The organism is Nitrospiria bacterium (assembly GCA_035517655.1).
GTDB lineage: Bacteria > Nitrospirota > Nitrospiria > JACQBZ01 > JACQBZ01 > JACQBZ01.
The window spans coordinates 40,946-61,065 of record DATIYJ010000030.1; the positions used below are offsets into that span (position 1 = coordinate 40,946).

Annotated in this window: 25 protein-coding genes; 3 read left to right on the plus strand and 22 right to left on the minus strand. The window is 61.0% G+C overall.

The window, feature by feature from the left end; all coding sequences use genetic code 11:
• Positions 1-1,950: a carbon starvation CstA family protein gene (locus VLY20_06495; GenBank protein ID HUK56289.1), complete on the plus strand. Its 1,950-nt coding sequence runs from the start codon at positions 1-3 to the stop codon at positions 1,948-1,950.
• Between the two features lie 19 nt (positions 1,951-1,969).
• Here the strand turns inward: VLY20_06495 and VLY20_06500 are convergent, their stop codons facing one another.
• From VLY20_06500 to VLY20_06525, 6 genes are all read right to left on the minus strand, one after another.
• Positions 1,970-4,843: a fused MFS/spermidine synthase gene (locus tag VLY20_06500; GenBank protein HUK56290.1), complete on the minus strand. Its 2,874-nt coding sequence runs from the start codon at positions 4,841-4,843 to the stop codon at positions 1,970-1,972.
• 18 nt (positions 4,844-4,861) lie between these two features.
• A complete protein-coding gene (tsaA, locus tag VLY20_06505) occupies positions 4,862-5,344 on the minus strand; it encodes a tRNA (N6-threonylcarbamoyladenosine(37)-N6)-methyltransferase TrmO (protein HUK56291.1) in 483 nt (160 codons plus the stop codon).
• A gap of 53 nt (positions 5,345-5,397) precedes the next feature.
• Entirely contained in the window at positions 5,398-6,150 is a 753-nt protein-coding gene (locus VLY20_06510; GenBank protein ID HUK56292.1) for a ComF family protein, read from the minus strand.
• A gap of 7 nt (positions 6,151-6,157) precedes the next feature.
• Positions 6,158-6,979, minus strand: coding sequence for an ABC transporter permease (locus VLY20_06515; protein HUK56293.1), 822 nt, complete (start codon positions 6,977-6,979; stop codon positions 6,158-6,160).
• Positions 6,939-7,757: an ATP-binding cassette domain-containing protein gene (locus VLY20_06520; protein HUK56294.1), complete on the minus strand. Its 819-nt coding sequence runs from the start codon at positions 7,755-7,757 to the stop codon at positions 6,939-6,941. The genes VLY20_06515 and VLY20_06520 overlap by 41 nt, the downstream gene beginning before the upstream one ends.
• Positions 7,758-7,835: 78 nt before the next feature.
• Positions 7,836-8,795: an MBL fold metallo-hydrolase gene (locus VLY20_06525; GenBank protein ID HUK56295.1), complete on the minus strand. Its 960-nt coding sequence runs from the start codon at positions 8,793-8,795 to the stop codon at positions 7,836-7,838.
• Positions 8,796-8,927: 132 nt separating this feature from the next.
• Here VLY20_06525 and VLY20_06530 point away from each other — a divergent pair, with 132 nt between their 5' ends.
• Together VLY20_06530 and VLY20_06535 are read left to right on the plus strand one after the other, a co-directional pair.
• The gene (locus VLY20_06530; GenBank protein HUK56296.1) at positions 8,928-9,257 is read left to right on the plus strand and encodes a DMT family protein; all 330 of its coding nucleotides are present in this window, start codon (positions 8,928-8,930) and stop codon (positions 9,255-9,257) included.
• Positions 9,258-9,309: 52 nt separating this feature from the next.
• A complete protein-coding gene (locus tag VLY20_06535) occupies positions 9,310-9,840 on the plus strand; it encodes a thioesterase family protein (protein ID HUK56297.1) in 531 nt (176 codons plus the stop codon).
• 93 nt (positions 9,841-9,933) lie between these two features.
• Here the strand turns inward: VLY20_06535 and VLY20_06540 are convergent, their stop codons facing one another.
• The 16 genes from VLY20_06540 to VLY20_06615 all read right to left on the minus strand — a co-directional run bounded on the left by VLY20_06540 (position 9,934) and on the right by VLY20_06615 (position 19,969).
• On the minus strand, positions 9,934-11,226 hold the full coding sequence (locus VLY20_06540) for an NAD(P)-binding domain-containing protein (protein HUK56298.1): 1,293 nt from the start codon (positions 11,224-11,226) through the stop codon (positions 9,934-9,936).
• 36 nt (positions 11,227-11,262) lie between these two features.
• Positions 11,263-12,630: a DUF3422 family protein gene (locus VLY20_06545; protein HUK56299.1), complete on the minus strand. Its 1,368-nt coding sequence runs from the start codon at positions 12,628-12,630 to the stop codon at positions 11,263-11,265.
• Between the two features lie 56 nt (positions 12,631-12,686).
• Positions 12,687-13,277 (minus strand): hypothetical protein, encoded by a 591-nt coding sequence (locus VLY20_06550; GenBank protein HUK56300.1) that lies wholly within the window; start codon positions 13,275-13,277, stop codon positions 12,687-12,689.
• 122 nt (positions 13,278-13,399) lie between these two features.
• Positions 13,400-13,765 (minus strand): nuclear transport factor 2 family protein, encoded by a 366-nt coding sequence (locus VLY20_06555; GenBank protein ID HUK56301.1) that lies wholly within the window; start codon positions 13,763-13,765, stop codon positions 13,400-13,402.
• Positions 13,766-13,823: 58 nt separating this feature from the next.
• On the minus strand, positions 13,824-14,213 hold the full coding sequence (locus VLY20_06560; GenBank protein HUK56302.1) for a DUF1634 domain-containing protein: 390 nt from the start codon (positions 14,211-14,213) through the stop codon (positions 13,824-13,826).
• 1 nt (position 14,214) lies between these two features.
• Entirely contained in the window at positions 14,215-15,051 is an 837-nt protein-coding gene (locus VLY20_06565) for a sulfite exporter TauE/SafE family protein (protein ID HUK56303.1), read from the minus strand.
• 110 nt (positions 15,052-15,161) lie between these two features.
• Positions 15,162-15,503, minus strand: coding sequence for an SgcJ/EcaC family oxidoreductase (locus VLY20_06570; GenBank protein HUK56304.1), 342 nt, complete (start codon positions 15,501-15,503; stop codon positions 15,162-15,164).
• Between the two features lie 100 nt (positions 15,504-15,603).
• On the minus strand, positions 15,604-15,837 hold the full coding sequence (locus tag VLY20_06575) for a DUF2630 family protein (GenBank protein ID HUK56305.1): 234 nt from the start codon (positions 15,835-15,837) through the stop codon (positions 15,604-15,606).
• 79 nt (positions 15,838-15,916) lie between these two features.
• Positions 15,917-16,081 carry a hypothetical protein gene (locus VLY20_06580; GenBank protein ID HUK56306.1) on the minus strand — a complete coding sequence of 55 codons (165 nt, stop codon included), beginning with the start codon at positions 16,079-16,081 and terminating at the stop codon, positions 15,917-15,919.
• 254 nt (positions 16,082-16,335) lie between these two features.
• Entirely contained in the window at positions 16,336-17,076 is a 741-nt protein-coding gene (locus VLY20_06585) for a TerC family protein (protein HUK56307.1), read from the minus strand.
• Positions 17,077-17,163: 87 nt separating this feature from the next.
• On the minus strand, positions 17,164-17,379 hold the full coding sequence (locus VLY20_06590) for a hypothetical protein (GenBank protein ID HUK56308.1): 216 nt from the start codon (positions 17,377-17,379) through the stop codon (positions 17,164-17,166).
• Position 17,380: 1 nt separating this feature from the next.
• Positions 17,381-17,602 carry a type II toxin-antitoxin system HicB family antitoxin gene (locus VLY20_06595; GenBank protein ID HUK56309.1) on the minus strand — a complete coding sequence of 74 codons (222 nt, stop codon included), beginning with the start codon at positions 17,600-17,602 and terminating at the stop codon, positions 17,381-17,383.
• A 122-nt stretch (positions 17,603-17,724) separates the two neighbouring features.
• Positions 17,725-17,937 (minus strand): hypothetical protein, encoded by a 213-nt coding sequence (locus tag VLY20_06600; protein HUK56310.1) that lies wholly within the window; start codon positions 17,935-17,937, stop codon positions 17,725-17,727.
• A gap of 2 nt (positions 17,938-17,939) precedes the next feature.
• Positions 17,940-18,296 (minus strand): hypothetical protein, encoded by a 357-nt coding sequence (locus tag VLY20_06605; protein HUK56311.1) that lies wholly within the window; start codon positions 18,294-18,296, stop codon positions 17,940-17,942.
• Between the two features lie 30 nt (positions 18,297-18,326).
• A complete protein-coding gene (locus tag VLY20_06610; protein HUK56312.1) occupies positions 18,327-19,205 on the minus strand; it encodes an MBL fold metallo-hydrolase in 879 nt (292 codons plus the stop codon).
• Positions 19,206-19,339: 134 nt separating this feature from the next.
• Positions 19,340-19,969, minus strand: a complete 630-nt coding sequence (locus tag VLY20_06615) for a hypothetical protein (protein HUK56313.1) — start codon at positions 19,967-19,969, stop codon at positions 19,340-19,342.
• Positions 19,970-20,120: the final 151 nt, after the last annotated feature.

Here is a 20,120-nt window from a genome sequence, read left to right on the forward strand (position 1 = left end):
ATGGAATGGCTCAAACATATCGGCTGGATGGCCCTGGCGGTGTTGTGCGCCGTGGCGCTCGCCATTGTCACCGGAATTTTGAACCCCGCCGAAGAGGTGAACGGGCTCTGGCTGGTCGTGGCCGCGGCCTGCTGTTACGTTCTCGCGATCCGATTTTACGGCGGGTTTCTTAAAAAGCGCGTCGCCGACTTGGACGACCGGAGGATCACACCGGCCCACCGTCTCCGCGATGACCAGAACTTTCAACCCACCAACCGGTTCGTTCTGTTCGGCCATCACTTTGCGGCGATCGCCGGGGCCGGCCCCCTCCTCGGTCCGGTTCTGGCGGCTCAATTCGGATACCTGCCCGGTTTTCTCTGGATCGTGATCGGCGCGGTTCTGGCCGGCGCGGTCCAGGATTTCATCATCCTGGTCGCTTCCATGCGACGAAACGGCCGTTCGCTTCCGCAGATCGCCCGGGACGAGATCGGGCCTCTGACCGGAATCGCCACCACGATCGCGGTGCTGTTCATCGTGATCGTCGCGCTCGCCGGACTGGGTCTCGCCGTGGTCAACGCGCTCTATCACAATGCCTGGGGCACCTTCACGCTGGCCATGACGATCCCGGTCGCTTTCCTCATGGGCCACTACCTTCAGCGCTTCCGGCCCGGTCGGGTGGGCGAAGTGTCCGTCATCGGGGTCTCGTTGTTGCTCGGCAGCCTGTTGGCCGGCCGCTGGGTCGCTCATTCCGGCCTTGCGCCGTACTTCAGCCTTGAAAAGGACTCCTTGGTCTGGCTTCTCGCCGGTTACGGTTTCCTGGCCTCGGTTCTTCCCGTTTGGATGCTCCTGGTTCCGCGGGATTATCTCTCCACCTTCATGAAGGTCGGCGTGGTCGGACTTCTCGGCGTCGGCGTGATCCTGATGGCCCCGACGATCCAGATGCCAGCCGTCACGGCCTTCATCCACGGCAACGGCCCGATCATTCCCGGCCCGCTCTTCCCGTTTGTCTTCATCACGATCGCCTGCGGCGCGATCTCCGGTTTTCACGCGCTGGTTTCCTCCGGAACCACGCCCAAGATGCTCCAGTGCGAATCCCACGCGATGATCGGCTACGGGGCGATGCTCATGGAAAGCTTCGTAGGCGTCATGGCTCTGATCGCGGCCACGGTCCTGATCCCCGGCGACTATTTCGCGATCAACACAACGCTCCCGGCCGACGCACTGGCGTCCCTGGGCTATCCGACGGCTCACCTCCAGGAACTCTCCCGGTTGGTCGAGGTGAATGTAGCGGGCCGGCCCGGCGGGGCCGTTTCGCTGGCCGTCGGCATGGCCTCGATCTTCTCCTCGCTTCCCGGAATGAAGGCGTTGATGGCCTACTGGTACCAGTTCGCGCTGCTGTTCGAAGCGCTCTTCATCCTGACCACGATCGATGCCGGAACGCGCATCGCCCGCTATCTGATCCAGGAAACGGGCGGGCGGACCTTCGCGCCGCTCAAAAACCTAAACTGGTGGCCGGGGGTCGTCCTGTCCAGCGGACTGGTGGTCTTCGCCTGGGCCTACCTCATCTCGACCGGAACCATCGGAACGATCTGGCCGATGTTCGGCGCGGCCAACCAGTTGCTGGGCACGCTGGCGCTCTGCGTTGGGACAACGGTGCTGATCAAGATGGGAAAGGCGAACTATCTGTGGGTGACCGTTCTGCCGATGGCCTTCGTCGGGATCATTACCTTGACCGCCAGCTATCAGTTGTTCTTCCTCTACCTGGCCCAGGCCGGTCAGGCCGAGGACGCATCCCGGGCTTTCAGCCTGCGGCTCGACGCGACGTTGGTGGGCATCGTCGCCGGGCTGGCCGTGATCATCCTCGCCGACTCGGCGATCAAATGGTACGGCTACCTCATCCAGAAAAAACCGTACACGACGACCGAAGTGGGCGCGGAAGAATTATCCCGGGCCACCACGCGCCCCGTTTGAAGATAATTCAAACCGTGCCTCACCGGGGCCCGGCCGGAGCGTCCCTCAATCCGCCGATACCGAAATTCTCTTCAATCCAGGACCAGAACGGCGGAAGTTGAACCCGATCCGGTCTCGTGACACCTGATTGCTGCATCCGTTCCAGTTCCTGTCTGGCCAATACATCCATGTGCTCCTGCATCAGGTGCCGGGCCCGATTCCGTTCACCCGCCATGAACAGCGCATAGACCCGATAGCGGAAGGCCTCTTCCCGGAGTTCCGGGGATTCTTCCGCCCGGTGCAGAGATTCTGCGGCGCCGGCATAATCGCGTTCGGATAACCGCCGGAGTCCCACGTGAAACTGAACGTCCGGCCAGGATCGTTGGTCTGCGCTCATTTGCTCCACAATCCGCTGGGCGTCCGGAGAACTGCCCATCAGCCACAGCGCCGGCGCAGGCAGCGAGGTCCGGGTCAGCAGGTAATGCACCTGCCCAATGGCGGCGTCCGAACTCATCCCTTCCCCGTATAAGAACTCATTGAGGATGCCCTGGACTTCAAAGTAAGACAGCGAGGACTGAAGAATCCGCTCGGGCCACAGTTTTCGAATCAGTGCACTTCGACGGAAGCGTTCCCGCGCGGCGGGCACATCCGTAAGGCTCCGAAACATGAGGTCCTTCTCTCCCCGAGATCGGATCGGCGCCGAGATCCTTTTCGGAAAGTTATCCACCACGGGCGGATGGCCGCTCGTCAGATCGCGGAGGTAATCCGCATCCCCGATGAAAAGCGCGCCGAGCTGCTCCGGCTGCTCGAAACCGAGCGCCGCCAGTTCGGCCGCCACGGTCGGGTTTTTCCACTGTCGCAAAAAAACTTCCTCCGACGCCGGCCCGCGGGCATTTCGGGTTCCCACCAGCATCAGATCGGTGCCCGCGCCGTTCCAGAGCGAACAATCCTCAAACACGTCGCAGAACGCACGGAGGACGGCCTTGGCGGACACCTCGCTCAGCGAGTGAAGCGGAAACCAGTAGGTGACGATTCCCCCTTCGGCCAGCCGGTCTCGGAGAAATCCGAAGTATTCCCGGCTGTAGAGGTTGACCACCCCCTTCACCCCGGGGGGCGGCGGCTCGCCCGTGATCAGGTCAAACCGCCGGTCGGTGGTCTGGAGAAAATACCGTCCGTCCTCCACATGAACCCGGACCCGGGGATCCCGGAGAGGCTGGTCGACCTTGTTCGGATAGACGATGTCGTTCATCTCCATGACATCACGGGAGATATCGACCACATCGATGCTTTCAATGCTCTGGGTATCGGTCAGGGCCCTGGCCGTGTTGCCGACCCCGTAGCTGATCAGAAGCGCGCGCCGGGGATCGGGATGCAACGCGATCGGCCAATAGACAAACAGCTTCATGTATCGCCGGGCTTGATAGACCGTGCTGGACATCGAGTAGGAATTGGTCAGCATGCGGTAATAAAGCGGACGATCCAGAAATCGATGCTCCAGATAAATAACCGTCTCAATCTGCCCTTCCCGGACGGCGGCCACCCTCCCCTTCCCCGGCTGAAGATGCCAGCCGATCGTAATCGAGAGATACCGGCTTTTCATCGACCCGAACGGAAAAAGGAAAAACCCGATGAGAAGTAACGCGGCCGCCGCCATGGCGGCCCGCCGCCGCGGCGGGGATTTCACAAACAGCGCCGCGCCGACGGCTCCGTAGAGCAGCGCCGTCAGGAAAAAGGATTTTTCCATTCCCAGGAGCGGAAGAAGCATGAAACCGGCCGTCAGCGAGCCGATGGCGGACCCCGCGGTGTTCGAGAGGGTCAGGAGACCCGTGGCCTCGGTCTCGGAAAGTGGAATCGTCCGAAGCGCCGCGCCGGTCAATACAAAAAGAATCCCGGACAGCAAGGAGGGCAGAAACATGAGAAGGGTGCCGATCCGCAGCACCCCGACCGGATCACTGACCGGCGCGGGCAGGCCCCGGATGCCCCAGAAAAATGCGGCGTACTCCGCCGTGACCATGAGGCCGGCCGCAAACGCGACCGAGGCGCTGTGACGGTAGGCCTCCGGCTGAAAACGAAGCCACCGCGAAGCGACCAGTCCCCCGGATGCGATACCGGCCAGCACCACCCCCAACATCAGGGCAAATGAAACAGAATGTCCCCGGATGAACAACAGGAGGAAGCGGAACCAGAGGACCTCCAGGGCCAACAGACAGAATCCCGAGAGAAACGCCGCGATCAGCCAGCGCCGATCCGATCGCCCGGCATCTCGGGACGGAATCGGCACCGCAACGGGCGCGGCGGGTTTTTGATATCGCATCGAAAGCCAGACCGCCGCGGCCGCCACAAACAAATTGAGCAGACCGGCTCCGAGGGCCGTCGCCCTGACCCCGAGACGACTCAGAAGATACATTTCCGGCAGGACGGCTCCCCAAACCGCCCCGAGCGTGTTCCATCCATACAGGCGCCCCAGCACGCGTCCAAAATTCAGATCGCGCGCGGAAAGGGTTTTGGCCAGAAGGGGCAGCGTCAGGCCCATCGCGGAGGAGGGGACTAGAAGGAGCGCGAAGGCGATCACGAGACGAATCGAATTGAGCATCCAGGGGTGGTCCAGCCATGCGCGAAGCGCCGGGGCCAGAGCCGGACCGAAGGCGGGCAGGGCTCGAACCAGCACCACGCCGGAAACCCCGATCATGAGCTCCAGCCCGGCGTAGACGCGAAGGGGATTTCGGACGCGCCCCTGTTCGTAGGAGGCCAGCGCGTTGCCGATCGCCAGCCCGCTCATGAAACCCGACAAAACGAGGCTGGTGGCCCAGACGCTGTTTCCAAGCGCCAGGCCGGCCTGGCGAAACCAGAGCGTTTCAAACATCAGGGCCGAGGCGCCGGATAGGAACGAGATGGTGTACAGAAGTCCGTTCAACGCAATCTTTGATGATCCTTATCTTAACTTATAGATCCACTTCGCCACCCGCGCGCGCTTGACAAGATCGTTGTCCGGGATATACGGCTTGATGTCGATCACGGGCGTGCCGTCGATGGCGTCGAGGCCTTTGACGGTCAGACGGGTCCCGCGTCGTTTTAACAAGCGGCAGATCGTCATCGCGATTGGGTTCGGACGATGCGGGGTGCGGGTCGAGAACATCCCGACCCGCGGCAGGTCCATCCGGCCCTTGGGATGAATCCGAAGGCTCAACCCCCGGGCGCGGGAAAGATGAAACAGGACGATGAGGTGGGAAAAATCCTCCAGGCCCTTCAGCCCCCGGGCCCACTTCCAATCGAGATGAATCTCGGAGACGTCCCGGTCCCAATCCCGGTTCTGGGGCTCCGCGGTCATCGAGCGGACGATGCCGATCGGATGAAAAACAATCCGCCGGCGTTTGGGATGACGATTCGAATAACGCGGGATATCCATTCCGGACATGATGCCCTCTCTTCGGATTCGTTGTGGATCGACGAGGATCCGGTGCGACGGATCTAACCCGGCCCGTCGGGCGTGCGCGCCACCGTCAGGACACAAACCCGCTCGGCCCCGGCCCGCTTCAAGACCCGCGCGCAGTCGTTCACGGTCGCTCCGGTGGTGAGGACGTCGTCGATCAGCACAATCCGCCGTCCTTCGAGGCGTTCGGGGCGCTTGGGGATAAACGCGCGGCGCACGTTGCGCCATCGGTCCTGATGCGAGAGCCCGATTTGGGGCGGCGTCTCGCGGGTTCGTTCAAGGGCGTCGGGAAGCACCGGCAGGCCCGACTCGGCCCGGATGAAATCGCACAACAGAAGCGCCTGGTTAAATTCCCGTTCGCGCAGCCGGGAGGGATGGAGCGGGACCGGCGCTAGAACGTCCGCCTCGGAAAGCCGCTCCATCGCGGGAAGGAGAAGGCCCCCCAACGGCCGGACCAGAAGGGTTTTGCCCCGGTACTTGAAGAGATGGATCGCCTCGGCCAGCACGCCCTCGTACCAGGCCGCCGCGACGGCCCGGTCAAAATGCGGCAATCGCCGGCGGCAGTCGCCGCAGAGATGGCCGGGGCTGTGCGAGAGCGCCGCCTCGGACGCGAAGGGCTTGCCGCACCGGGGGCAGCACGGCCCCTCGATCCGGGAGACCGTGGCCCAGCAGTCCCGGCAAAAACAGGGGTTCGCGTCCCCGCGGAAATAACGTTGACAGATGCGGCACCGGGTGGGAAGGAGCAAGTCCAGCATCAACCCGAGGCCGGAGCGTTTCGTGCCGGTTCTCATTCACCCCTCAACGCGCGAGCGTGGAATAAAGCCGCGACGCGATCAAGATCATGATGAGGAGGACGACGGCCATCACCCCGAAGTCCGCCGCGAGACTGTGCGCGCCGCGCCCCCCTTCGATCATGAGCCGACGAAGGACGTCGACCAGAAACGTGAGCGGGTTGAAGCCCGCGACGCGTTTCAACCAATCCGGCATCATCTCCAGCGGATAGATCGCATTGCTGGCGAAAAACAGCGGCATCGTGAGAACCTGCCCGATCCCCATGAAGCGCTCGCGGGTCTTGACAATGCAGGCGATGATCAGCGAAAAGGTCGAAAAGATCGCCGAGCCCAGGATCACCCCGGACACGACGCCGGCGATCGCAAAGACTTCCCAGCGAATTTCGATCCGGAGCGCCAGGGCCACCAGATAGATGATGACCGCCTGAACGATGCCCCGGAAACCCGCGGAAACCGCCTTTCCGAGAACCAGCGCGCCGCGACTGGACGGCGTCACGAGCAGCTTGTGAACGATCCCCAGATCCCGCTCCCAGATGACCCCGATCCCGTAAAAGATCGCGCTGAACAGCACGCTCTGGGCCAAAATCCCCGGCGTCATGAAGGCGAGATAACTGATATTCCCCGTGGGAATGCCGCGAATCTGGCTGAACACCTGGCCGAAGATGATCAGCCAAAGAACGGGCTGGACCGCGCGCGAAAAAAGCTCGGTCGGGTCCCGAAAGATCTTTCTCAGCTCCGCATCGGCGATGGCGACGGTGTCGTTGGCGAACTTCAACGCGGGCCAACGCTCAGCCCAGCCGACGGGCCGTTCTTCGAGTTTGCTGAACATCCCGGTACGTGCCTCCTTCCTGGATCGTGCCGCCGCAGTAGTGGGCGAACACGTCGTCGAGCGTGGCGTCCGGTCCGACCGCGGCCTTGAGCTTCGAGGGCTCCCCGGTCACGACGATCTCCCCCAGATGAAGAACGGCCAGCTCGTCGCAGAGATGGTCCGCCTCCTCCATGTCATGCGTCGTGATCAGGGCGGTCATCCCGTACTGCTTTCTCAAGGCCTGCAGCCGATCCCACACGGTCCGACGCGCCACCGGATCGAGCCCGATTGTCGGCTCGTCCAGAAACAGAACGGCGGGGCGATGGAGCATCGCCTGGGCAAGTTCCAGGCGTCGGATCATTCCGCCGGAATAGGTTTTGACGAGCTTGTGAGCCACGTCGGTCAGGCCCATGAACTCCAGCGCGTCCCGGATGCGGCCGCGCCGTTCCGCCGCGCCCATCCCGTACAGCCGGGCGGAGAGGGACAGATTCTCATGCCCCGTCAAGGCGCCGTCGGCCGAAAGCATCTGGGGCACGTAGCCGATCCGCTTCCGGATTTCCATCGGCGACCGGACGATGTCGAAGCCGGCGACGGCCGCCGTCCCCGACGTCGGGTCCAGCAGCGTCGTCAGCATCTTGATCATCGTGCTTTTCCCCGCGCCGTTGGGTCCGAGCAGTCCGAAGATCATCCCGTACCGGATCTGAAGGTCGACGCCTTTGACCGCGGCGACCGCGCCGAAGGCTCGCGTCAGCCGGCGGGTTTCCACCGCAAACTCGCCTCCGGATCCTACCGTCGGCATACCGCTTCGCACGTTTTCACACCAAGCTGTCGCGGCGTCACCGGCCTCCCCTCCCGCATCTTAAACGGCGCCTCCCGATCACCACAACTCCAGCTGCGTCCCGGGAGCGAGATGCTCCGCGCGGTAACCGCGCTTTCGGAGATGCCGAGCGAAGTCCGGCGCGCCGTGGACGGTGTAGATTTTGGACGGCCTCGCCCGGTCGACGTACTCGTTCAACTCTTCAAAATCGGCGTGGTCCGACATCGGAATCGCAACGTCCGCCCCGTAGCGCGAAGTCGCCTCGGCGTCCATCGCCCATCCGGTCAGGACCGCCGTCCGGCGGTTGGAAATCTTCTCGGCCATCCGAGTCCGGGCGAGGTAGGGCGGCAACAGAACGACCTTCCCGTGAAGGTTGTCGTTCGAAAACCGCTCGTAGTTTTTAAACGCGACGCCGCAGTTCTCGTAGATTTTGACGATCTCGACCGCCGGTTGGGAAAGGCAGACCGTGTATCCCCGGTCGCCGAGGAGTTTTAAGACCTCCTGGCTTTTGCCCATCGCGTACACGAGGAGGACGGGAATCTTCCGGTCTTCAAACGCGGTCTCGATGAACGCGATCAGCCGCCGTTCCACCTCCTCCGGCGGAGGGAAAACGTACCGCGGTTTTCCGAACGTGCATTCCATGATCAAAATATCGCAGGGCGGAACCTCGGCCGGATCGGCCGTCCGGTTGGGTCGGAGCTTGAAATCCCCCGTGTAGACGATCCGCCGCCCGTTTTGGATCACGATCTGCGCCGCGCCCAGAATATGGCCGGAGGGAAGGAGTTCGATCGTGAAACCGTCCACCGAATGCGGGGTTCGAAACGCAAGCGGAAGCGTCCGGGGTTTGGCGCCGAGCCGTCGGCGGCAGAGCGACCACGTGGCCGGCGTCGCGATGATCCGCTGATGTTTCGCGGTGTGGTCGCCGTGGGCGTGGGAGATGAAACCCAGCGGCCTCGCCTTCGTCGAATCCAGCCACAGATCCGTGCCGATGATCCGTATCCCGCGGTTGAATTCAATCATGAGAGGGCCGCGCACGGCTCCGTCTTGGAGAAAATCATGGATTTCATTGTAGTCGGATCCCCGGGCAATTGCAATCCTTCCCGGCCTTCGTGTTGCTTGGCCAATAACTTTTTGTTATGATGCGGTTCTTATATGAAGACGATTCTCCTATTGACGATCTCCAACATCTTCATGACGATCGCCTGGTACGGCCACCTCAAGTACAGGGACTCCCTGCTTTGGAAGGCCATCCTGATCAGCTGGCTGATCGCTTTTTTTGAATACTGTTTCCAGGTTCCCGCCAACCGCATCGGCTACGGCCAGTTTTCGGCCGCGCAATTAAAAACGATTCAGGAAGTCATCACGCTCGTCGTCTTCTGCGTCTTCTCCGTGGTCTATCTAAAAGAAGGGCTGAAATGGAACTACCTGGTCGGTTTTGTGCTGATCATCGTCGCCGTGTTCATCATCTTCAAAAAATGGTAGGTCCGGTCGACCGAGGGCGCCGGGGGATCGCGGCGCGGCTCGGGCGGGTCCGATGAATCTCTATCTTCGTCTTCTGGCCGTGCTGACGGGGGCGTTTTTCGGCCGGCGGCTCGGCCCGATGGAGGAATCCGTGCTGCACTTTCGGGTCTGGCCGACCGATCTCGACTTAAACGGCCACATGAACAACGGCCGCTATCTGACCCTGATGGACCTGGGGCGGGTGGACCTGATGATCCGGACGGGCCTCGGCCGCGTCGCTTTCAAACGCCGGTGGACTCCGCTGGTCGGCTCGGCCGTGATCCGTTTCCGGCAGTCCTTGGATCCGTTTCAGCGCTACCAAGTGAAGAGCCGGATCCTGTGCTGGGATGATAAGTGGTTCTTCATCGAGCAGCGTTTCACACGGCCGGGCGGATTGATTGCGGTGGGCTTGGTGAAAGGACTGCTGCGCGGCCGCCACGGGAATATCCCGACGGCCGAGGTGCTTCGCGCGGTCGGCGTCGAGGCGGTCTCGCCCGAGATGCCCGAGGCCGTCCGGCTCTGGCGGGCGTCCGAGAGGTCCGCCGGCGACGCGACGAAGCATTGACCGAAGCAAGCCCCGGGATCGCCCGACGACTCACGGTCCTAACAGATCGCCGAGGGACTGAGAACAACACAGATGGACTTTTTCAGCGGCCCGCTAGGCGGTGCCGTATTTGGTTTCGATCCGGACCCCCATCTTCTTCAGAAACTCCGTCGGCAGAACGCCGCCCGCGCAGACGAGGACGGCCTCGTTGGGAAGCTCGATGCTCTCTCCCTGCCGCTCCAGCATCACCTTCTGCGCTTGGATCTCTTTGATGTTCGAGTTCAGGATCACCCGCAATCGCCCCCCGGCCTCGGCCTCCTTGACCTTTTGCCGGTTCTTATCCTTGGCCCTCGAAAACGCGTCTCCGCGGTAGGAAAGCGTCACGGTCGCGCCCGGCTCGGCGGCGATGCTGCAAGCCGCCTCCATCGCCGCGTCCCCGCCGCCCACCACCAGGACGCGCTGACGGCGGTACTGCTCCGGATCGATCAGCCGGTAAACCACCTTGGGGAGTTCCTCCCCGGTCACCTCCAGTTTGCGCGGCGTCCCGCCCCGGCCCACGGCCAACAAAACGGCCCGGGTCTCGTACGATCCCCGTGAGGTTTTGACGACGAATCCCCGGTCCGTTTTCTGGATGTCCTCCATCCGCTCGTTGTACCGGATCCGGACGCCCGTCTTCTTTTCCACGTCGCGCATAAAGTCGAGAAGGCTCTCTTTCCCGATCTCGCGGAACTTGATCGGCCCCACGAGCGGGAGCTTGGCCGGCTGGGTCATGACGATCTTGCCGCGGGGAAAATGCGCGACGCGCCCCCCCAGCGTTTCCTGCTCGATCGTCATGGAACGCAGTTTGTGTTGAAGCGAGGCCAGGGAGGCCGAAAAGCCGGCGGGCCCCGCGCCGATGATCACCACATCCAGCGGGGATCCGGTCGGTTTCAGTTTTCGGATCGCCTCGATGGCCTGGCGGCCCTGCTCGACGGCGTTCCGGATCAGCCCCATCCCTCCGAGCTCGCCCGCGATGAAGATCCCCGGAACGTTGGTCTCGAAGGTGGGGCTGACGTACGGAATGTCCACGCCCCTTTTCTCGGTTCCGAACACGAGTGTAATGGCCTGCACCGGACAGGAAGCCTGACAGGCGCCGTGGCCGATGCAATGCGTGGGATTAATCAGCGCGGACTTCCCACCGATCATGCCCAAAACATCGCCTTCCGGGCAGGCCGCCACGCAGGCGCCGGACCCGATGCAGACATACGGGTCGATGACGGGGTGCAACGAGGGGGGCTCCGTCAGTCCTTCCGCGATCGTCGCCCGGAGTTGCTGAAGATTTTTTTTGTCCCTTCTTTTCTGAAAACGGGCCTGGAGGGTCCAGATCACGACCAGGGCGCCAAAAAGAGCGATCAGATACAGGGCCAAGTTCGATGCACCTCCGTCGGGTTGGCGCCGCCGGCTTTAATCGTCCTTTGAAGACATGCGTTTGCGGATGAACATCCGCCCCAACAGCATCAGCGTCAACGAGAGCGCCAGGGATACCGGAACAAAAAGTCCCGACGCGGCGACGGCGTTCTTGATCCAGCCGAACTCCTCGAGCGCTTTAAAAAGATAGCCCGCCAAACCGGAAAGATAGTAGGCGATCACGATGACCGAAAGACCTTCCACGGTATGTTGCAGGATCGCCTGGCTCTTGGCGGTCTTGTTCATGCTGACCAGGAGACGGAGGTTCTGATCCTCGAGAACCAGGTTCTGCTCCTGCTGCATCAGGTTCACCCGCGTCCGGATGACCGAGATCATGCTCTGGAAGTCGGACTCGATCGCTTCGATTCGCTTCATCAGCTGTTGGTAGCCGTCGGCGATTCCGGAGATGCCTCCCAACACATAATCCGAAAGGGGCAGGAAGGGAGGCAGGGGCCGTTCCTGAAACCCCCGAACGGCGGCATGAACGATCGCGTTGTACGGAACGGAGGCGGACAGCCGGTAGCGCATGGACTCCGCAAACCGGCTGACCTCCATGAAATCGATCGTCAAACGGTTCAGCCACTCCTGCAGGGTCTTGGACTCCGAGGTGCCGAGCTGTTCGGTGATGCGGGCGCGCTGGTCCAGATGCTGCTGCTCCAGTTCGTGAATCCGGTCGACCGCCCGCGTGAATTCCGGAAACGGGAGCAACAGGAGATGGTAGTAGTTCTCGACCGTCACGACGCCGTCGATGACCTTGGCCAGATGACGCAGCAGCGTCTCCGGAGAGGTCGAGCAAATCAGGTACCGCTCCCGATGCGCGTCATCGGGCTTGAAACTCGTGACGACCGAGATCTCCTCGCCGAACACCCGGCTGCCGAAGCGGTGCGGCCCGGGAATCAGATCCCGAATCAGGTCGGGAGACGCCCCGCGCTCCGGGGAAACGACGATATCGAGCGCAGTGACCTGCGTGCCCAGCGGACGGACCGGAAATTGAAAACCGGGAACGGCGAGGGGTCCGAATTCCGGAAGCAGCGACTTGTCGTCCGGAATGTGCCAGGCCTGATAGCTGTAATACTCGGTATGCGCTTCCCAGGCGATCACGAGCCGATCGCCGTCGGCTTCGACCCGAACGCCGTACCCGAACTTCTCGGACACCACCGCATGGGTCTCCGGAATGCGAAGGCCCTGGAGCAGCCGGAGAAATTCCATCCGGCTTTGAGGCCGCTCGACGGGCGGGTTGGTCATGCGATACGAGGCATGATGGATATGCGCCGGGAAGTCCAGCCATTCCTCCAGGTATTTCTTCGGCCATTCATGCAGCCGGTGCAGGACGTCCTTTTCGTTCGGCGGCGTAAGGCTCTCCACAGATTCCTCCTGCCGATCTCATGCGGCCCGGGTTCCCTTTGATCCGGGCCTAAACCTCATTGCGGTTCGCAATCCAGCGCCGGGCCGCGCAGTTCGGTCGTCTTGATGAATTCAATGCCCGGAAGTTGGACGGATTGTTCATCGATGACCAATTTCGGGATGAGAAGGAAAAGATGGTCGCGGTCCGCAACCTCGCCGGAGAAGCCGATCCGGACGTCCGCGGACTTTGCATTGAAGGTAAACGCCGGATCGACGGGGAAAACCGTCTTTCGAACGAGAACGGACCCGTGGGATTCGAGCCGATCAAACGCGATCGGTTTAAATCGCTCCAAGGTGCTTTCATCCATAACGACAAACTCCGATAAGTTCATCTGGACGGGCGGCTCTATCTTGGCGGGAACCGGAGAGAGCGGTTTTTGGACCGAGATATAAACATAGAACTTTCCCGATTCTTCGGTTGTGTGAAACGCAAAGCGCAGACCGTTGCGATCGACGAAAAGATATCCCCCGCGGCCGGCGCAGGGCGTGCTGGCGGGCGCCACCCCGGCGGCCACCGGTTTATAGATGGTGGCCGGATAACAGCCGGCCTGGGCGGCCGTGATTAGAAAAAGGAGCCCGATCAACCCGTTTTTCCGGACCGAAACCACTTGTTCTTTATCTCCATGGCCGCATCTTTCCGGTCAAGCCGGCGCAACGGCGCGCAGTGTTTTAAGGGCTGCGACCCAAACCGCGAAGAGGCCGCGATCTCCCGGCGGGACGGCCGCCCCGATTAGGGCGCGAAGACGGGAGAGACGTCCACGTAGATCTGGACCCTCCGGGCCAGCTCCCCCTCCATCTGAAAAACCGTCATCGCCGGAACCGTCACGCTCCGGGAATCCTGCCGCGTGTAGCGGACATCAAACCGCAAAAGAAGGTCGTCACCCTGCTGCCACTGCCCCGTAATCTCGTGGTGAAGGCTTTCGATGGATGCGAAGAATCCTTCCACGGCGGCCCGGATGGCCGGACGACCGACCACGGGGTCGGCATTTGCGTACCGAAACCACGCGTTTTCCGTCAAGTGAGAGACAAATCCATCGGCGTCTTTCGCATCCACCGCGGCGTACACTCTCCGCGCCCATTCCGACCCGTCACGCATGACCTTCACCTCCCGGGGCTTCGCCATCGGCGCCCGCGCGATTCCACGCCCCGCCCGATCACAATCGCGCTCCCGAAAGACTGTACAGGAGCAAGGCCAACACGATCGCCGTCACGATGATGTAAGTGCGATCGCGTTGCCGTGCAAAGGCAAATACGGAGAACGCAACCCGCGCCACCGGCGTGGCGATCAGCAGCAGAAGCCCCAGCTGGATCAACCCCCGGCTGCGCAACGACAAGGCATCGACCACGATCCCGGCCACGCTGCGAAGATCCGTGGGCTCCCCGCGAAAGATCCGATAGTCGGGAAAAGCGGCGCCGTAACGCGCCAGATAGAGCATTCCTCCCAGCAGGACGATCACGGCGGCAAGAATAACCCCGTCTCTTAAGAGGCGACTCGCGATCATTTCCATCCGGGGTTCGGTCCACGCGGACCCGGGGTTCGGCATTCTAGATCACTCCCTTGAGGCTATTATAAATCATCTCAACCGCCAACAACAGGATGATCACGCTGAAGACGATGCGTAACTGGCGCGTTCTGGCTTTGACCAACTCTTGCGCACCGACCAGCGAGCCGAGCAACGCGCCCAGCATGACCGGCATCGCCAGACCGGGATCGATGTAGCCGCGGTTCAGATAGACGCCCGCGCTGGCGGCCGCGGTGACGCCGATCATAAAGTTGCTCGTCGTGGTGGAAACCTTGAACGGGATGCGCATCGCCTGGTCCATGGCCAGGACCTTGACGGCCCCCGATCCGATCCCAAGCAACCCTGAAATCGTGCCGGCCACGAACATCAGACCGAAACCGAGAGGAACGGCATGGACGTGGTAGGACTTCGGCCCTTCGAACGACGGGTAACTTCCATCCATTTTCAGGCGCGTCGCCAGCGGGTCGGGCCGATCCGGTTCCGGCCGGTCTCGGCGGGGCCGGCTCGACAGATACGACGAGTAGACCAGCACGACCCCGAAGATCATCGCGATCACCGACGTGGACAATCGGGAAGCCACGAGCGCTCCCGCCAGCGCGCCCAAGGTGGTGGCGATCTCAAGGAACATCCCGATCCGCATATTGATGAAGCCTTCCCGAAGGTAGGCCGCGGCGGCCCCCGACGAGGTGGCAATCACGGAGACCAGGGAGGCCCCGATCGCATATCGGATATCCATCCCAAACGCCAGGGTCAGCAGCGGCACAATCACGACCCCGCCGCCCAGGCCCGTCAAGGATCCGAAAAACCCGGCCACGATCGAGCCGAGCCCGACGAGCAGGGTCAGTTCAAGAGTATTCACTCGAAAATGGACTCTCCGTTTAATTGATCGCCTGTTTCCGGATCGCGGCCTTCATCCTCGACACCACCCGGATGAAGAACCCCAAATTTTCGCCCCGCCGAATCGGCGAATTATTCTATCCCAAAAGGGTTGTCCACGACCAGAAGCCAGGTCCCGTCCTTTTGGCGGCGCACCACGTCGGTCGTCTGGCCCGCCAATTCGACCGCCTTCCCGTCGGGACCGGTTCCATGGAGGGTCCATGTTGAAAGCAAGAGCGCGATGTCGTCGGACACAAGGGCCTTGCCGAACCGGAGAACAAACCGGGGCTTTAAGGCCAGAAACCCCTTGAGGGCTTCGCGGATGTTCGCGTGGCCCCGGACGGTTTGGCCCGGTTGGGCCACAAGGACCGCGCCCGGCTCGTAAAGCGCCATGACGGCGTTCAGATCTCCCGCGGAAAAGGTCTCGGCGAACAAGCGATGAACTTCCTCCGGCTTACGGGCTGGAATTTTCGCGCCTCCTTCCTTGGATCGGGCGTACGGACAACGATCCCGTCCTTATCCGACGCCCGGACCGTTATTGCTCGTAATTCTCGACAATTTTCGGCGGCCGAATCGAGGCCTCATCGGGATTTCCCCCGACGTCGCGCAGCGCACGGCGCTGCCGGAGCAGATCCCAGCACTGGTCCAGCTCGACCTCCAGATGACGCAGACGCTGCTTGTCCTTTTCGTCCAGGTTGTTCTTCGAGTAAAGCGCTTCTTCCGTTTCGACAAGTTTCTTGATGTGGTGAAGGACTTTTATGTCTTCCATCGGGAACCTCCTTGTCTGACATTCGGGACGTCGGTCCTGAAACGGCCATGCGATGAACCCGTGCCCCCAAGTGCGACGCTTATTTTCTCAAAACGGCGAAGAAAACTAAAACGCCGAGCAACCAGATGAAGACCGCCACACCGTAAGCGGCGGGATTGTGTAAAAACGCCGCGGCGCGAAGCAGAACCGCCAAGACGCCGACGGCGACAATCCAGGGCCCCTTGAGCGAAGCCTTCGGTTTCATGCCCCGCCGCGATTTCACGTACGGGCCGGCGAACGTACGGGGCCGTTTCTTCCAAGAGCGCCCGCAGGCGCACCGGAAGACCTCAAGAACCCTCCGATCACGATCCGGGGCCCGGAAATCGCCCGTATACAGATAGCATTCTTTGAGCGGAAATTCAACACTTCCGGAAATGGGGCCGGGCGGACGCGCTCATCCTCCGGTGCGTCGGCGGGATGGCGGTTTTTGGATCGAGACATATAAAATCCCGGTTTCGGCTAATCGTTGTAACGCCGGCGAAGCGGAACGGGACTCCTGCGGCGCGGCCGCATCCGGAGGTTCAGCATTTCGACCAGCACCGAGAAGGCCATCGTAAAGTAAATGTAGCCTTTGGGGATGTGCATCTTCAGGCCGTCGCCGATGAGCGCGACGCCGATCAGGAAAAGAAAGCTCAGCGCCAGCATTTTCACCGTGGGGTGTCGGTTCACGAATCGGCCGACGGCGTCCGAAAGCGCCATCATGAAAACCACCGCAAGGACGATCGCCGCCGTCATCACGCCCATCCGTCCGGACATGCCGATCGCGGTGATGACCGAATCAAGGGAAAATACGATGTCGATTAAAATGATCTGAAGGATCACGCTCGCAAAGGCGGCCCTGGCTTTGACCGAAACGCCTCCTTGGTGCCCTTCGAGCTTCTCATGGATCTCTCGGGTGCTCTTCCACAGGAGGAACAGCCCCCCGGCGATCAGGATCAAATCGCGTCCGGAAAGATCTTGATTCCATACAGAGAAGAGCGGCGCGGTAAGGCGCATGAGCCAGACCAGCGAGAAGAGCAACAGAATCCGCATCAGCATCGCCAGGCCGAGCCCGACGATTCTCGCCTCTTTTTGCCGTCGCGCGGGGAGTTTTCCGATGAGGATCGAAATGAAGACGATGTTGTCGATGCCCAGGACGATCTCAAGCGCCGTCAGCGTCGCGAGCGCAATCCAAACCTCGGGATCCGTCATCCAGTCCACGTCGCGCACTCCTTCCCGTTAGGGCCCATTCCGTTTTGAGGAATCATGACGCGTCGCCTCCGCGATGGCGCGGTAGGGAACCGTCCCCTATCGCACCGGCTCTTTAAATTTCTGATCCGTCGGACCCGCGTGCTGGGTGTAGGATGGGGGCTTGCAGAGATTGGGTCGTTGATGGCGGGGAACCGCGATACGGTTGAAACCATCCGGCATGCCGATGGCTTCATCCGCGTGGATGGCTTTGAATCCGACCTCGCGGCGGGGGTGGACAAGCTCGCGTTGGGTTGAAAGGTCGGTGAAAAGCATTTTAGACCGCCACTTGGACCTCGGTCGTCATTTTATTCCGGGTTTCTCTCTTGATCATGTGGATGTACGTTCGAATGGCCTCTTTGATGTTCTCCAGGGCTTCCGGTAATGAGTCGCCCTGACTGACGCATCCCGAAAGCGCCGGGCAGTTCACATGATAGCCGCGCGGGCTTTTGTAGATCACCACGGTGTACTTCACGATTTCCCCAGTGGGTTTGGACATTGGCGACTCCTTTTCTGGTATTTTTGAATACCACCATTGTAACAAACCCCTCCCCTCTACGTCAAACCGAGCCCCCGGGGTCACGATGGATTCGGCGCGGGGGCAGTTGATCGCCGGTCGTTTCAGGGCTTCGGATGATTCTGGAAGAACTCCCAGATGACGTCGTCCGCGTTGATTTTGTTGGTCATCTTCCCCACCAAGCGCCCCCAGCCGTCCACATGGGCCGCAAGGGAGTGATCTCCGGGGCCCGGCGGCTTCGGCTGTGCGGGAGCGCTCATCAAACATCCAAGCAGCATCACGACAACCAGCCAGGCCGCGCCGCCGCGATTTCTCATCCTCATTGTTTATCCGAATCGAACCCCAGATGGAATTTGTGGAGGAAACGATGGACCACGGGTGCAAAAACGAGCCCGACGATAATAATAAAAGCCAACCCGCTAAACAGGGCGTAACACCCTGCGAACAATTTTCCGGAATCGGTTTGAAGCACCGTCAGGGGACCCATGCCGGACAGAATCATCGCGGCATTGGCGAACGCATCGGTCCATGGAAGATTTTCAAAGGCGTGATAACCCACCATCCCAACACCCAAGGACACCGCGATCATCACCAATCCAAGACCGGCGCTCCGGCCTAAACGGGCGTAAAAGGCCCGCTTGGGCAATAACGGGGCTTTGCGATGTTCAAACATCATTCCATTCTCACGGTGATCGCCCGACCAGCATCATTGGCCTTCAAACCTAGGTGCGAGACGCATCCTTTGTACGAGAGCCACGAGTCGTTGTCGCATTTCCTCCGCCTGAAGGCAAAAGCTTCCTCCGTGTCCGGCCAAGACCCACTCGAAGCGATGATCGGCCAGACGCGCAAGCGATTGGGCCTGTTCCTCCCAAGAATACCAGCAGGCGTCCCTGAATGCTTCCAGATCATTGCTCTCATGCTCCCACGCCAGGGAGTCGCCCGTAAACAGATAGCATTCCTCGAACAGAAATACAACACTCCCCCGGGTATGGCCGGGCACCGGAACGGCTTTAAGGCCGGGTCGGATCGGCGTCGGTCCCCTTCCTCGAAGAATTTCCGTCGCGAAAGGCGCCGCGCCGCGATCATGCTCGTGAATCCAAACCCGGGCGCCGAATTGTTCGGCATAGCGGGCCGCGTCGGCCACGTCGTCCCGGTGGGTCAGCAGAATATCCCGGATGCCGCCCGCGTCTTCAAACGACGCGACTAATTTACCGAGGTAGCGCGGGGAGTCGACGAGAAAATTCCCTTCAACGCGTCTCACGAAATAGGAGTGCGCGCCCCACGACTCCCGGGCGTTGTAGCCGCAACGAAAAACCCCCGGCGCCAACTCGTGGGGAAAGAGGCCGTCGGGAACGATCCGATGACTTTCGGTGCGCACCGATGCCGTTGGACATACCAACACCGCCCGCCACGCCGCGATCTCCTCTTCTTTAGTAGCGGGCTGTCGGGCAAACACCGACTGTCCATCCCGTTCGACGATGAGGCCGGGCGCGATCGTTTGAGACGCCGTGCAATTTATACACCGGCGATCGACATACCAATCGCCGGGTGCATTGGCAGGATGGCGATCTGTGGCTCGAGACATAGTAAATTTCCATAGCAGGGGCGGGGCCTTGCCTCGCCCATTTCAGGGCGACCCGCCGGGTTGACCCTACAAAAACAACATCAAACAATCATCCCTGCCGCCGCGAGTTCGCGAGTGGATAATTCAGCGATCTCTCATTTCTTATGCTCAACGACAAACGCGTCCTGATTCATAAGTTTAAAGTTCAGAGTGGGCTGACGTGTGGTGACGTCGTAAACACAGAACCATGGATCAAGGTGATATTTCCCATCACCTTCGCCACCATGCCCCGAAATTGAGAGCAAGAATGTTCTCGAATTACTGGACCACTGGATCGCTTCAACGTATTGGTGATCATAACCAGGAGGCTTGGCTAACTGGTTTTCTTTAGCAAAGAGGTTCCACGCCTTGGGACCAATTTGAGCCCCCTTAGCCTCGGCGAAGCTGATGCCTTGACCCCGTTTAAAAAGAACGACTTCTGATTCATCGCTTGTCATATGATCGTTGACAACAAGCCATTGCTCGTCGGGAGAGATTAAAACGTCTGCACCTCGCTCAAATTTATAAAGCAGTTCTCGATCGGATGGTTTATTTTTAGCGGCTAACCAGATTTCGTGTTCATGTTCGTCATTAACGTAATATTCTACCGCCATGTCATGACGCGGTGATTCCTTGCTCCGCTCCAGATGAAGAGATGCAGGCGGTTCCGCGGCAAGACCCGGGGCCGCGACGATTAATCCTATGAGACCTGCTATCAATTTCATTTTTGTGTACAGATCGACCAAGCGTTCATCCCGCGCCGCCGCGAGTTCGCGGGAGGCTTCGGGGGTTTGTCTTTCTCCGTATACTCCTCTTCCCCTGCCGAGTCAACCGATCGTCATCCCTCGGACGAATACGCCGGATCGAAATGCGCCCGGCCGGATTGGAGGGCGCGGA